General features: G+C 70.8%; 13 protein-coding genes. 8 read left to right on the top strand and 5 right to left on the bottom strand.

Going from position 1 to position 13,000, the window contains the following annotated elements; genetic code table 11:
* Positions 1–816 (top strand): (Fe-S)-binding protein (locus KBX08_RS12770; RefSeq protein ID WP_210783566.1); only part of this gene is annotated, 816 nt, incomplete at its 5' end.
* A gap of 100 nt (positions 817–916) precedes the next feature.
* Here the strand turns inward: KBX08_RS12770 and KBX08_RS12775 are convergent.
* The 4 genes from KBX08_RS12775 to KBX08_RS12790 form a co-directional block, all read right to left on the bottom strand.
* Positions 917–2,950 (bottom strand): hypothetical protein, encoded by a 2,034-nt coding sequence (locus tag KBX08_RS12775; protein WP_210783568.1) that lies wholly within the window; start codon positions 2,948–2,950, stop codon positions 917–919.
* Positions 2,951–3,111: 161 nt separating this feature from the next.
* Positions 3,112–3,258, bottom strand: coding sequence for a hypothetical protein (locus tag KBX08_RS12780; protein WP_167337290.1), 147 nt, complete (start codon positions 3,256–3,258; stop codon positions 3,112–3,114).
* A gap of 133 nt (positions 3,259–3,391) precedes the next feature.
* Positions 3,392–4,033, bottom strand: coding sequence for a GNAT family N-acetyltransferase (locus KBX08_RS12785; protein ID WP_210783570.1), 642 nt, complete (start codon positions 4,031–4,033; stop codon positions 3,392–3,394).
* A gap of 254 nt (positions 4,034–4,287) precedes the next feature.
* A complete protein-coding gene (locus KBX08_RS12790) occupies positions 4,288–5,502 on the bottom strand; it encodes a cellulose-binding domain-containing protein (RefSeq protein ID WP_210783572.1) in 1,215 nt (404 codons plus the stop codon).
* Between the two features lie 413 nt (positions 5,503–5,915).
* On the opposite strand from KBX08_RS12790, the gene KBX08_RS12795 reads away from it, so the two are divergent.
* From KBX08_RS12795 to KBX08_RS12805, 3 genes are all read left to right on the top strand, one after another.
* Positions 5,916–6,515, top strand: coding sequence for a hypothetical protein (locus KBX08_RS12795; RefSeq protein WP_210783574.1), 600 nt, complete (start codon positions 5,916–5,918; stop codon positions 6,513–6,515).
* Positions 6,516–6,730: 215 nt separating this feature from the next.
* On the top strand, positions 6,731–7,084 hold the full coding sequence (locus KBX08_RS12800; RefSeq protein WP_210783576.1) for a VOC family protein: 354 nt from the start codon (positions 6,731–6,733) through the stop codon (positions 7,082–7,084).
* A 190-nt stretch (positions 7,085–7,274) separates the two neighbouring features.
* On the top strand, positions 7,275–9,404 hold the full coding sequence (locus tag KBX08_RS12805) for a ThuA domain-containing protein (protein ID WP_210783578.1): 2,130 nt from the start codon (positions 7,275–7,277) through the stop codon (positions 9,402–9,404).
* Positions 9,405–9,425: 21 nt separating this feature from the next.
* On the opposite strand, the gene KBX08_RS12810 is transcribed toward KBX08_RS12805, so the two are convergent.
* Entirely contained in the window at positions 9,426–9,902 is a 477-nt protein-coding gene (locus KBX08_RS12810; RefSeq protein WP_238689923.1) for an Rrf2 family transcriptional regulator, read from the bottom strand.
* Positions 9,903–10,012: 110 nt separating this feature from the next.
* Between KBX08_RS12810 and KBX08_RS12815 the strand changes: the two genes are divergently transcribed.
* From KBX08_RS12815 to KBX08_RS12830, 4 genes are all read left to right on the top strand, one after another.
* The gene (locus tag KBX08_RS12815; RefSeq protein WP_210783580.1) at positions 10,013–10,480 is read left to right on the top strand and encodes a cupin domain-containing protein; all 468 of its coding nucleotides are present in this window, start codon (positions 10,013–10,015) and stop codon (positions 10,478–10,480) included.
* A 468-nt stretch (positions 10,481–10,948) separates the two neighbouring features.
* Entirely contained in the window at positions 10,949–11,884 is a 936-nt protein-coding gene (locus KBX08_RS12820) for a hypothetical protein (RefSeq protein ID WP_210783583.1), read from the top strand.
* Positions 11,881–12,408: a hypothetical protein gene (locus tag KBX08_RS12825; RefSeq protein WP_210783585.1), complete on the top strand. Its 528-nt coding sequence runs from the start codon at positions 11,881–11,883 to the stop codon at positions 12,406–12,408. Before KBX08_RS12820 ends, KBX08_RS12825 begins: the two co-directional genes overlap by 4 nt.
* Positions 12,405–12,944 (top strand): hypothetical protein, encoded by a 540-nt coding sequence (locus tag KBX08_RS12830; protein WP_210783587.1) that lies wholly within the window; start codon positions 12,405–12,407, stop codon positions 12,942–12,944. The genes KBX08_RS12825 and KBX08_RS12830 overlap by 4 nt, the downstream gene beginning before the upstream one ends.
* Positions 12,945–13,000 lie beyond the last annotated feature (56 nt).

Below are 13,000 nucleotides of genomic sequence, written 5' to 3' on the forward strand. Positions count from 1 at the left end.
GCCACCGAACTCGTGCCAATGTGGAGCGAGGACATGCCGCGCGCCGGCGCGCCCCGCCCCACCCCGCGCAGCACGCCGGACGCCCAGGCGGTGTTCTTCGCGGCCTGCGTCGGCAGCCTCTTCGCACCCGAGGACGGCTCGTCCGGCGGTTCGGCGGCGGCGTTCCTGCGCCTCTGCGAACTGGCCGGGGTGCCGCTCGTCGTACCGACCGGCACGGCGGGTCTGTGCTGCGGAACCCCGTGGCAGTCCAAGGGTTACCCCGCCGGTCACCGTGAGATGGCCGAGCGGACGCTGGCCGCGCTCTGGGCGGCCAGCGACGAGGGCCGGCTGCCCGTCGTGTGCGACGCGTCATCGTGCACGCACGGGCTGACACAGCTGACCGCCGCGCTGGCCGAGGAGCACCAGGCGCGGTACGGCGCGCTGCGCTTCGTCGACAGCGTGACCTTCACCGCCGAGCACCTCCTGCCGGCGCTGCCGCAGCCCCGGCGACTGGGCTCGCTGGCCCTGCACCCCACCTGCTCCACAGTGCACCTGGGCGGCATCGACGACCTGCGCGCGGTGGCCGGGGCGGTCGCCGACACCGTCACCGTGCCGGACAGTTGGGGGTGCTGCGCCTTCGCCGGTGACCGGGGGCTGCTGCACCCCGAGGTCACCGCCAGCGCCACCGCGGCGCAGGCCGCCGAGATCAACGAGCGCGACCACGACGCGTACGCCTCCTGCAACCGCACCTGCGAGATGGGCATGAGCCGGGCCACCGGCCAGCCGTACCGGCATGTGCTCGAGGTGCTCGTCGAGGCGGTCGAGCCGCCAGCGTAGCCGGCGGTCCCTGCTCACGAGGTGCGCTGCTGACCCGGCTCGGCGTTTCCCCGGCGGGGCGCTGGCACGGCCAGCGCCCCGCTTCGTCCCGAGTCTTGCGTCACGGGCAGGGTGTCCGTCCGCAGACGTCGACGACCTTGCCGGTGAGCAGGAAGACCGCCTTCTGTTTCTGGGCTCCGGCCTGGGCGCGGGGGAACTCGTGCGGATCGTCGCCGTGCTCCGGTCCGGCCGGGGCGAGGTTGGTCGGGGGCGGCGCGTACGCCGCGCCGCTGTTCCAGATCACGATCGCCGAGCCGGTGTACGGGTAGCGGCGGATCGGCGTGATGCCCCAGTACGGCCGCACGTCCAGCGCCCAGCCGTCGGCGAGAGCGGGAGTGTGCAGGCGCGCGCCGATGGTGCGCGCCTGCACCTCCGCCGCGGCGGGCGAGACCTGCTGGTCGCCGAAGGCCACGTGCATCAGCACCTGGTGCGCCGGGGTGCGCGGGAGTGGCCGGTCGGTCATGTGCTGGGCGTACCCGTTGGCCTCGGACCGGTCCCACAACATCTGCAGCAGCGCGAGGACCAGCTGTTGGTCGGCAGTGTCCGGGTAGTAGCCGTCGAGCACCGTCTGGAACGGCGCGAAGTCCACGCTGCGTTGCAGCAGCGTGGAGTAGTTCATCGCCGGTACGCCGAGCACCGACCGGGTCCAGTCCTGGGCGATGGCGGTGAGGGCACCTCCGTTGATGCCGCCCTGGCTGTTGCCGTCGTAGTGCAGCCCACCGACGCGATTGATCAGCGGCCGGGCGGTGTCGTCCCGAAACGCCGGATGCGCGGCGAACCCAGCCGGGTGGATCATCGCGCGACCCAGGAAGAGGAAGTTCAGGAGACTCTGCTGCAACCGGTCCGCCACCGCGGGAAAGACGCTGAGGTCGGTGAAAGCGTTGGCCACGAAGGGAACGTCGGCGGCGGCCATGCCGATCCAACTGGTCGCGCAGAAGGTGAAGTTGTGGGTGTTCGACATCGTCCTGACGTTGCCGGCGTTGATCTCGGTCGGTCGGCCGAGCAGTCCGTGGCCGTAGAGCGAGAGATGAGCCGGCCGCGCGGCCGAGGCGCTGCGCGGAATGTTGCAGACGAAGTCCGCCGCCACCGTCGCGCCGGACGGCGTGGGCACTGCGTTCGGTGTGGGTGGCGTCCCGGCGCCGCCGGCCGGCCCGTAGTGCAGGCGGGAGCCCGGCCCGCCGTCGCCGGTCAGATAGGACGGTACGCCGATGGTGCCGGTCACCTGCCGGGCGATCAGCGGATCCTGCTCCGGCGAATAGTCGGTGACCATGTTGACGGTGACCGACGGCGCGGCTCGGCCGAGGTCGGCGAACGCGTCGTCCCGGACCGCCAGCATCCGCCCGGTCAACCCGTGCCGGCTGGCCACCGTGAAGTCCCAGGCCAGGTAGAGGCTGTGCCGCTTGACGCCGGTCCGGCTCAGCTCGGCGACGATCCGCCTCAGTTGCGTTCCCCGAGCGTCCCGCTGCCTGAGGCCGGCACTCGTCACGTACGCCGTGAACGCCTTCGGCGCCGGAATCAACGCCCCGTTGCCGTCCCGCAGACCGCGCAACCCGACGACGTAGCGGGTGCCCTCGGTCAGCGCCACCGCAGGCCGGATGATCAGCAGCTGCCGGTCGGGCTGGCCGGCGGCGTGCGCGTCCAGCTCGGCCCAGTACGGCGTGCGCTCACCGGTGCGGGTGTTGAGCAGCACGATCGGCGCGTTCGGCGCCAGCGAGCGGCCGATGTCGGTGACCGGCGCGATCCCGCTCGCCGCGGCGTCGAGACCGGGTACGCGCACCAGGATCGGTGAGCCCGGACTGAACCCGTCCTGCCGGTTCCACTCCGTCGGGTCGATCGGGGTGCCCTGCACGTTGGCGGGCATCGCGGCGGCGGCGAACCGCACCCGCTTGCCGGTGGCGCTGCTCCGGTCCGGCACTGTGAAGTAGTCGTTCGGAAACGGCAGCAGGCAGGCGGTCGGGTCGATCGGGTCGCAGGACGGATGCCCGGCCGGGGCGGGAGTCGTTGGCGGTGCGGCAGGGGCCGCCGTGCCGAGCAGGACGGTGCCTGCTGCCACCAGCACGGACACGGCGAGACGGAGCCCTCTGGAGGTGGTCACACGCATCTCCTTCGACGCTGGACGGCGGATCGACGGGTGGTGTTCTTCCTACGCGTATGAAAGAGACTCAGCAAGCGAACAAACTCGCGGCCGGTGGCCGGGCAGCCCGATCACGCTCTGGCTGCCGGCCACCGGCCGCATCGACGACGACTGACGGAAGATCAGTCGGTGATCACCGGCCAGGCGTAGGCGAGCAGGGCGCAGGCGGCGCCCAGAAGCGCGAGCGAGACACCCCTCGTGGGCAGCGGCAGAGCAGCGAGCACGATCAGGATGACGGCGACAACGTAGAGAAATGCCTGGACCGACATGGTGCTCTCCTCGATCAGGGGAAACGAGCGGCTGACTTCATCCGCCGGGATGCCCCCAGGGGTGATCTCGGAAACCCTCCTTCCGATCACGGTTTGGCCCACAGTGGTACGTGCGGATCGTCCGGTGCGGCGCCTACGTCGGGAGAAGAAGCGCTTCGGCACCCACCGGTCGAAAGCCCGCCGCTTGGAAGGCGCGCACACTTCGCGCGTTGCCGGCGGCCTGCTGGGCCCAGACCGGCTGACCGTGGGGCACCAGATGTCGGGCGGCGGTCGCCAGCGCCCGCCCCAGGCCGCGGTGGCGCCGCTCGTCGTCGACCTCGATCGCCGCCTCCCAACGGCCGGCCACCCCGCGGCCGAGCACGACCACCCCACCCTCGGCGGCCCAGACACGGATGTCGTCACGACGCCGACGCGACCTGACCTCGCGAGGATGATCCGCGTCCGCCAGCTCAGTCAGTTGCAACGGAGGCGGCCCGTCAAGGCAACTCGCGACGGTCAGCAGGTCGATCGTGTCCATCGAGCGCCGGGTGCGGTCGAGCAGCGCACCCAGGAACCGCGGATTCATCGTGGCAGCCAGGGGGTCGCAGTCGACGGTGGCCAGCGTACGACGTACCCACTGGGGATCTTCGTCGGTGAACACCACCGAGTGTCCGGTGAACGCGATGACTCCGGCGTCGCGGCGGCTCGGCTGCGGCACCACTGTGGTCCCGCCGTCCGACGGCGGGAAACGGCCCTGCGCCGCCGCGTCCAGGATGTCGGCCAACGTGCGGTCCATTGTCGCCTCTCCTCGGTCCCCGACCGCACGGCTGTCGAGGGCGGACGTGGGCAATGCGCTCCCGCCCCTTGCCACCGCGCGGACCAAACAGTGTCCAGACATCCTCCCGGGTGAGGTGAGCAACTGGGTGCCCGCCGTGTCGTGAATGAGAACAATGACGACCAAGGGTGTGACCCGGCTTCCGGGTCACACCCTTGGCACATTCACGGATCTGGGGGGCACCGCTGACGGCCCCCGCCCACGACCCCGACGGGTCAGCAGCCGATCCGGCTGGACCCCAGTGCGACGTCGTCGTACCAGAGGGTGTCGGCTCCGCCGCCGTAGCTCTCCCAGCCCAGCTTCAGGTCGGTGAGCTGCGGCCGCCAGGTGCGGTTGTACCACTGGCCGTCGATGTCGTGCGTGGGTGCGCCGTCAGCGGTCAGCCCGGGGATGGCGGTGCCGTCCACCCAGGTACGCAGCTGACCGGCCACACCGTCCACCATGAACTCGACGCAGGTCCACCGGTTGGTGGGCAATGGCAGGCTCTGCGCCACCCCGGCCGGGCTCTGCTCGGGCAGGGTCGCGTCGTCGGAGGCGCGGTTCCACTGCAACGCGCCGTTCTGGCCACCCAACCGCAGGTCCTTGTTGCCGTCGGCGGCGTCGGCCATGGCGATCATCGTGGTGTGTTCGGTGGGTTGGGCGGTGGTGTGCCGGACCCAGATCCGGCCGTACCGGAGGTTGCCCACGCTGCCGAGGTTCTTCGTGGATCTGACGAAGACGTGGTTGCAGTACCCGGCGGCGCCGTTGATCCGGACCGACCGACTGCCGCTGTGCGTGATCGCCGTGTCGATGGTGGCGGCACCGGCGCCGGAACAGTCCGGGCTCACCACGGCCCAGTCACCGGAGGGCGTCGAACCGGTCTGGCCCTCGAAGCCGTCGCAGAGCGCCGCGCCAGCACACGCAGTCGGCGGCTCGGTGGTGGGCGGCGGGGTGGTCGGCGGCGGCGTCGTCGGCGGAGGCGTGGTGGGTGGCGGCGTCGTCGGCGGCGGGGTGGTCGGCGGCGGCGTGGCGCCGTTGCACGCTACGCCGTTCAGGCTGAACCCGGTCGGCGCACCACCACTGGAGCCGTACGTGCCCTGCAACCCGAACTCGGTGGAGCCGCCCGCCGGGATGCTGCCGTTGTACGACGCGTTGCGGGCGGTCACCGTCGATCCGGACTGGCTGACCGTGGCATTCCAGCCACTGGTGACCCGCTCGTCCCCGGCGTACGTCCAGGCGACGGTCCAACTGGAGACGGCCGCGTCCCCCGGGGAGACCTTGACGGTGGCGGTGAATCCGCCGGGCCACTGGTTGGGCGTGTAGTCGACCCGGCAACCCTGGGCGGCTGCGGCCGGGCCGCTGAGCACGGCCGCTCCGGTGGTGGTCGCGGCGGCGGCCAGCGCGGCGGCGACCACCAGGGTCGCGGCGGGGCGGGCACGGAAAATCGTCATGAACGGTCCTTCTGCCATCGAGCTGAGCGGAGACGGCACGGCGGCGCGTCCTGGACGGACGCGGCGCGACAACGTGCCCTGGATGCGGCGCGGCGGTGCGCCACAGCGACCGGTCGCGCGTACGACCGAAATGCCCGGCTCGGGGTGGACCTGTCAGCCGCCGACGGCCCGGTCCCCCGGACCCCGGCGGCGCCCACCCTCAATCTATTGACGATCGCCTATTGAATCAAGCTTCGGAATTCCGGGTTTCGCCCGGACGGCCCCGCGCCTGCGCGCTCTCCCGCAAGCGAGGTCCGGTGTCCCAGGCGCGAGGGAGTGGTTCCCCCCGTGAAGGGGATCACTCCTGCTCCCAGTTGGTCGACCGTAAAGGCATCGCAGGGCCGCGGTGCCGCGGCCAGATTGGGAGGACGACGATGCGCAGAACACTCGGATGGGGCATGGCCGCAGCGGCGATGGCAGTCGCGGCGGCGACGCCGGCCGGGGCGGCGGACCATCGACCGGCGCGGGTGACCGGATCGGCGGAGTTCGTCCTGCCGTACGGGCAGGACGGCGACGTGCAAGCGTTCACCTTCGACGCCCGGTCGGCGCCGTACAGCCGCCCGCTCCCGATTCCGAGAGGGGAGAACGGCACCCCGGCGGACGCGGCGGGGACGGTGCGAGTCTCACACTGGCTGGCCGCAGCCGACATCACCGTACGGTGGGAAGCGTCGGTGGACTGCATGATCACCAGCCCGGGTCACGCGACCCTGACCGGCATCGTCACCCGCGCCGACCAGATGGCCAATGATCTCGTCGGTAAGCGGGTCGGATTCAGCGTGCAGGACGGCGGGCGCGGCGGCGACCGGGTCGGCTTCACCTGGTCAGCCAGCATGGACCAGGACGAGGAAGGCCAGTGGGGCCCAGCCCGAATCGGTACGTGCCTCGCACCGGCGGCGTTCGCCACGGTGACTCGCGGCAGCTTCACAGTGCGGCACGCCGAACTGACTGCGCCGCCGGAGGACGAGCGACCCTGACCACGCCGCGACAAGGGAAAGATGTTCCGGGGCCCGTGTCGATCCGTGGGCCGCTCGTTCGACGTGGGGATGCTGGGGCCGGGAGACGGCCCCGTCGGATCAGTTCTCGGCACCGCTCAGGTCGTCGGTGGTGATCACGCCGCCACGACTCACCACGGCAGGTGCGGTGTCAGGCGGATAATCACAGGTCCCAATCGAGTGAGCTGGAGGCCCACATGCGCGTCATCCGCATTCTGCCCAACCTTCCGGTGGCTGACGTCAGCGCCGCCAAGGGCTTCTACACCGACTTTCTCGGTTTGAGCACGGAGGCGTTCAACCTGGGTTGGGTAGCCCGTTACACCTCGCCCGACCCCGACGTGGCCGTGCAGCTCGTCTCCGGCGACGCGACCGCACCCGAGGACTCGGTCATCAGCGTGCAGGTGGACGACGTGGACGGCGCCTATGCCGAGGCGCAGCGGCTCGGCCATGAGATCGTGCACCCGCTCACCACCGAGCCGTGGGGCGTGCGACGGTTCTTCGTCCGCGACCCGGACGGCAACGTCATCAACGTGGCGGCGCACCGTTCCTGAGGCGATCCGGACAATCCCGAGGGATTGACCCTTACCGGCGGGCCGATGTTAACTGCATATCAACGATGTGGATCGATGTTCATCCGGTTGGCGCCAAGCCGGCCTGGTGGCACCGCTCCGCGTCGTCTCGACATCGCCCTCGTTTCGGCGGACGCGGGCACATCGGGCACTTCCTCACAAGGAGCCCTGCATGCGCAGACGCGCCATCAGCACGCTCGCCGCCGCCGTCGTCGCCGGACTCACGCTCGCCGCCGGGGCGGTGACGGTGGCCTCGAGCCCGGCCGAGGCCGCACCGTTGGCCAAGGTCCTGGTGTTCTCCAAGACCGCCGGCTTCCGCCACTCCTCCATCCCCAACGGCATCGCCGCCATCCAGCAGCTCGGCGCGGCCAACGGCTTCACCGTCACCGCCACCGAGGACGCGGCGACCTTCACCACTGCCAATCTCGCCCAGTACCAGGCGGTGGTCTTCCTCAGCACCACCGGCGACGTGCTCAACGCCGGTCAGCAGGGTGCGTTCGAGGCGTACGTCGCCGCCGGCGGCGGTTTCGTCGGTGTGCACGCCGCCGCCGACACCGAGTACGACTGGCAGTGGTACGGCGGGCTGGTCGGCGGGTACTTCGCCTCGCACCCGGCCACCCAGCAGGCGACCGTGCGGATCGAGGACCGCTCCAACGCCTCGACCGCGCACCTGCCGTCGACCTGGACCCGCACCGACGAGTGGTACAACTACCGGACCAACCCCCGCTCGGCGGTCAAGGTGCTGGCCAGCCTCGACGAGTCGTCGTACACCGGTGGGTCGATGGGTGGTGACCACCCGATCACCTGGTGCCACAGCTATGGCGGCGGACGCTCCTGGTACACCGGCCTCGGCCACACCGAGCAGAGCTACGCCGACCCCAACTTCACCCGGATGCTGCTGGGCGGCATCCAGGTGGCGGCCGGGGCGGTGGCGGCCGACTGCCGGCCGGAGCCCGGCTACACCCCGCTGTTCGACGGCAGCCAGGCCAGCCTCGGGCAGTGGCGGCAGGCGGGGCCGGGCGGCTTCACTGTGGCCGACGGCACCCTCACGTCGAACGGTGGCATGGGGTTGCTCTGGTACCCGGTGCGCACCTTCGCCAACTACTCACTCAAGGTCGACTGGATGATGCCGGGCGACGACAACGGTGGGGTCTTCATCGGGTTCCCCGATCCGCAGGGCGACCCGTGGGGCCCGGTCGCCGCCGGTCACGAGATCCAGATCGACGCCACCGACGGCGACCCGACGCGCACCACCGGCAGCGTCTACAGCTTCCAGGCACCCGACCAGGCCACCCGCGCGGCGGCGCTCAACCCGCCCGGCTCCTGGAACACCTACGAGATCGGCGTGCACGGCCAGCGGGTCGAGATCTGGCTCAACGGCGTCAAGATCAACGATTACGTCAGCAGCCGGGCCATCGCCAACGGCTACATCGGGTTGCAGAACGACGGCGCCGGGATGGACATCAACTACCGCAACGTACGGATCAAGACCGACGGTCCGAGTGAGCCGCCCGCCACCGACCTGGCCCAGGGCCGGCCGGTGGCGGCGTCCAGCGTGGAGCCGGGCAGCGCGCACGCGGCAGCCAACGCGGTGGACGGCAACACGACCACCCGCTGGGGCAGCGCGTACGCCGACCCGCAGTGGATCACCGTCGACCTGGGAGCCCCGTACGCGATCAACCGGGTTCGGCTGGCCTGGGAGACGGCCCACGCGCGGGCATACCAGGTGCAGGTGTCGCCGGACAACGTCACCTGGTCGCCCGTGCACACCACGACCGCCGGAGACGGCGGCGTCGACGACCTCACTGTCAACGGCACCGGCCGTTACCTGCGGGTGTACGGCACCCAACGCGCCACCCAGTGGGGCTACTCGCTGTGGGACCTCAACGTCTACGGCACCGCCGCCGGTGGCACACTGCTCTCCCGGGGCAAGCCGGTCACCGCTTCCAGTGTCGAGCCGGGCAGCGCGCACGCGGCGGCCAACGCCGTGGACGGCAACACGACCACCCGCTGGGGCAGCGCGTACGCCGACCCGCAGTGGATCTCGGTGGACCTCGGCGCGCCCCGCACGCTCGACCGGGTTCGGCTGACCTGGGAGGCGGCGTACGCGCGGGCGTACCAGATCCAGGTCTCCCCGGACAACGTCACCTGGTCGTCGGTGCACACCACGGCCACCGGCGACGGCGGTGTGGACGACATCGCCATCTCGGCCACCGGCCGCTATCTGCGCGTGCAGGGCACCCAGCGGGCCCTGCCCGCGTACGGCTACTCGCTGTGGGAGCTGGAGGTGCACGGCCGCTGACCGCGGGCCGGAACACGCTACCTAGCGCAGTTCCGAGATCCTGGCGCGGGTGTTGGCCGGCGCTTCGGGGTGCCCGCGCTCGACATCGGCCCGGACGTCAGCGACGGTCTTGCCGGCCAACTCCCGCCGCCAGGCCAGGTCGGCGCCCCGCATCGCCTGGGCGAACGCGCAGGACTGTCGATAGTCGACGCCCGCGTGTTCGCCCGGGCCCTTGCGGAGGATCTGGTCGCACTGGAACAGCTCCTCCGGGCCCTCGATCGCGGCCACGATGTCCAGCAGAGAGATCGCCGCCGGGGTCCGGGCCAGCTGGAAGCCGCCGCGTGGCCCCGAGGTCGACGTGAGGATCCCGGCCCGGGCCAGGGCCTGGAGCTGCTTGTTCAGGTACGCCGGCGGCAGCTCGTAGTAGGCGGCGAGGGTGCTGGTCGGCACCGGGGCGTCCAGCCAGCTCAGGTTCAGGCACGTGTGGAGGGCCCATTCGACACCCTGACTCATCCTCATGATCCTGGACTTTACATGTCCAGGATTTGTGACGCAGGACATGATCGCTGGTGTCGACCGATTCTGGACATCTAGTGTCCAGGAATCGACGGACGACGAAGGAGCCGACAATGACTTTGGTACGCGCAGCCCAGGCCGAGGTTCTCGACAGCGATCCGGCCAGCGTGATCACGCTGCTCCTCGACCCCGAGCACACCGGCGGCACCCTGACCAGCAACCGCACCCTGCTCAGGCACGGCACCGACGGTGCGCCGCCGCACCTGCACACCCACTCCGGTGAGCTGTTCTTCATTCTCGACGGCGCCCTCGAGATGCTCGTCGACGACGAATTGCACACCCTGCACAAGGGAGACGCGCTCTTCGTCCCGCCGAACACCCCACACGCCTTCGCCCCCGCCGACGGCCAGGACGCCGACTTCCTCGTCGTGATCACCCCCGGCAAGCCCCGGTTCGACTACTACCGGCTGCTCGACAAGGTGCACCAGGGCGAAGCCACCTGGCAGGACGTCGGCGAAACCCAGGACCGCTACGACAACCACTACGTGGACAGCCCGTTGTGGGCCGACCGACGCAGCTGACCGGCGCGACGACGATCGTGCCGCGATCATCGCGGCCGGGACACAGTGTCAGCCGCGCGGCACGCCAGCTACCGGTTTGCCACCGAGGAAGTCCTCCTCACGTCGACGTACCGGATCGCGACCCTGGCGAACGACTTCTTCGCCAAGAACGCCACCCCGGCTTCACGGCGCTGTTCGACGCGCGCAGGCAGGACCGCAGCCTGTACAACGGCGGTGACGCGCTCTGGCCCTACCTGGAGGAGGCGTCGCCGGTCCGCCCGCCCGCGCTGAACCGGGCGACCCCGGCGCCGTCCCACTAGGCCGAACCGATCGGGTGCGGGCGGGCGGCCGGGCACCGCCCGCACCCGAGCCCGGGCTGAGCGATAGAGCGCACACCCGGGCTCAGCTTCCGGCCCGTCCCCCAGCGGAGGGAGCGCCTCCCCTTTCGTCGGGGAGGAGAATTGATTCGCAGCCGGCGATCGTTGGTCCATGGCTGTCGTTGAAGTACCGACCCGCACCAGACAGTGGGCGCTGGCGTGTGCCGTGTTCGTCGTCACTGCGATGGCTCAGCGGCTCTACTGGATCGCAGGTGGCCGGTGGGGGTACACCGCCTGCGATCGCACCGATCTGGTAGATCCGGCGGGCGGGTGCGGTGCGGACCAGGTCGTGGCGTTGCCGTTCTGGTCAGGGTGGGGAGCGGTGGGAGTCGGCGTCGCCCTCGCGGTGGTGCTCGCGTGCACGGTCCGGATGCCCGGCAGCTGGACGACCACCGGCAGCTGGGCTGCGGCCGCGCTGCTCCTGGTGGTCGCGTTCCCCCTGCACCTGCTTTTCGAGATCCCGGCGGCGCTGGCGGGGCGGCCCTCGGACTGGCGTGACCTCGGAGCCCGGCTGGCGCTGGTGGCCGGTGGCGTCCTGTTCGCCGGGCTCGCGAACACCTCCGGGCCCCGGCGTGGACCGGTCGCCGTCGGCTACCGGCCGGTGCCGCGGTGGACACGCCGCTGGGCGTACGTCGCCGTCGCGCTGCCGGTGGTCGGCTGGGCCGTGCCCCACGCGCTGTGGGTGCTCGGCGTCCCGGTCGGCATTTCCGAGCGGGAACTGAACGACATCGAGCAGAACCTCTCCACGCCGACCGGTGTCGCGATCACGCTCGTCCCGCCGCTCGCCGGCCTGCTCGTGCTCGGGCTGGTGCGGCGGTGGGGGCAGCAGTTTCCGCGCTGGGTGCCGGGACTGCACGGTCGACAGGTCCCCCGACGGCTGGCGGTGATCCCGGCCGGCGTGGTGGCACTCACGCTGGTCACCTACGGCGTGCTGAGCATCGCGGTGCTCGTCGGCGAACTGCTCACAGGTGACACCCGCTGGTCCGACGTGTGGGACGGGTGGGCCGACGCCGCCATGACCGACCTCCCAGGATCGGAGCACCCATGAGCCCCACCGACTCCGCCCGCGTCGAAACCGCCGCCCCGCCGGCCTGGGCGATCTGGGCCGCCTACGCCGTCCCGCTCTGCGTCCTGCCGTCCGCGCTCTGGCGACTGTCGTTGGTGTTCGCCGACGATGGCACCACGCACCGGTACATGGTCTTCCTGTCCGCGTTGTCGATGGGACTGGCCCTGTTGACACTCGGGCTGGTGCACCGGTGGGGACAGCGAGTTCCGCACTGGGTGCCCCGCATCGGAGGCCGTTGCATCCCGGCGCGTCCGGTCGTGCGCATCGCATTGACCGGCGGCTGGTTGCTCGTCGCCATCTGCGTGTACCTCCTCCTGAACCACAGGTTCCATCTCGTGCAGAGCGGCTGGGTGGGCATCGGAGAGGACGAACCGGTGCACCCGACCCCCGGATGGGAGGTGCTCCGCTACTACGCCCCCCTGCTCGCGTGGGGGCCGCTCGTCATCGCCGTGGCCGTCAACCACGGCCGACGCGCAGCCAGGGTTCGAAGAATGGAGAAACCATGAAAATCCGCAGGTTGCTTGTCGCCCTGCTCGCCGGGGTCGTGACAGTAGTCGGTGCCCCGGTGTCGGCGCAGGCCGACGACCAGGACCCACCCGAGGTGCCCGCCACGCCGGGTGCGTGGATCGCCGGCCTCGGCGGGTTCGTCTACAACGAGCCCGGGTTGGTCGATCATCAGATCCGGTTCGGCGTCCTGGGCTGGGTCGACCGCCACGGGACAGGCCACGGCGTGTTCCACTTCCGACACGCGAGGCCCGACGGGAGTGTGGCGAGCGAGGGACAGGCCGAGGTGACGTGCGTCAGCGTGGTGGGCGACACCGCACTGGTAACCGCTGTCGTCCCGGAGGGCGGCAGCCCAATGGTCAACCACGTCTTCGCTATCAAGATCATTGAGGGCGGTCCGGGTCGAGCCGACCAGATCGAGACGCTCCAGGCCGGCGGCGATCCGACCAGACCCGCCAAGCGGTACTGCATCGACACCGCGCCGTTCAACCTTTCCCGCTACCCGGTCCGACCCGGCGGCTACGCGTTCGGGTCGTGACGTTCCACAGCGATATCACGCCTGCGGGAGCGGGGAGTCCGGTCCTATCCTTGCGC

The organism is Micromonospora sp. H61, from assembly GCF_018070325.1.
Taxonomy (GTDB): domain Bacteria; phylum Actinomycetota; class Actinomycetes; order Mycobacteriales; family Micromonosporaceae; genus Micromonospora; species Micromonospora salmantinae.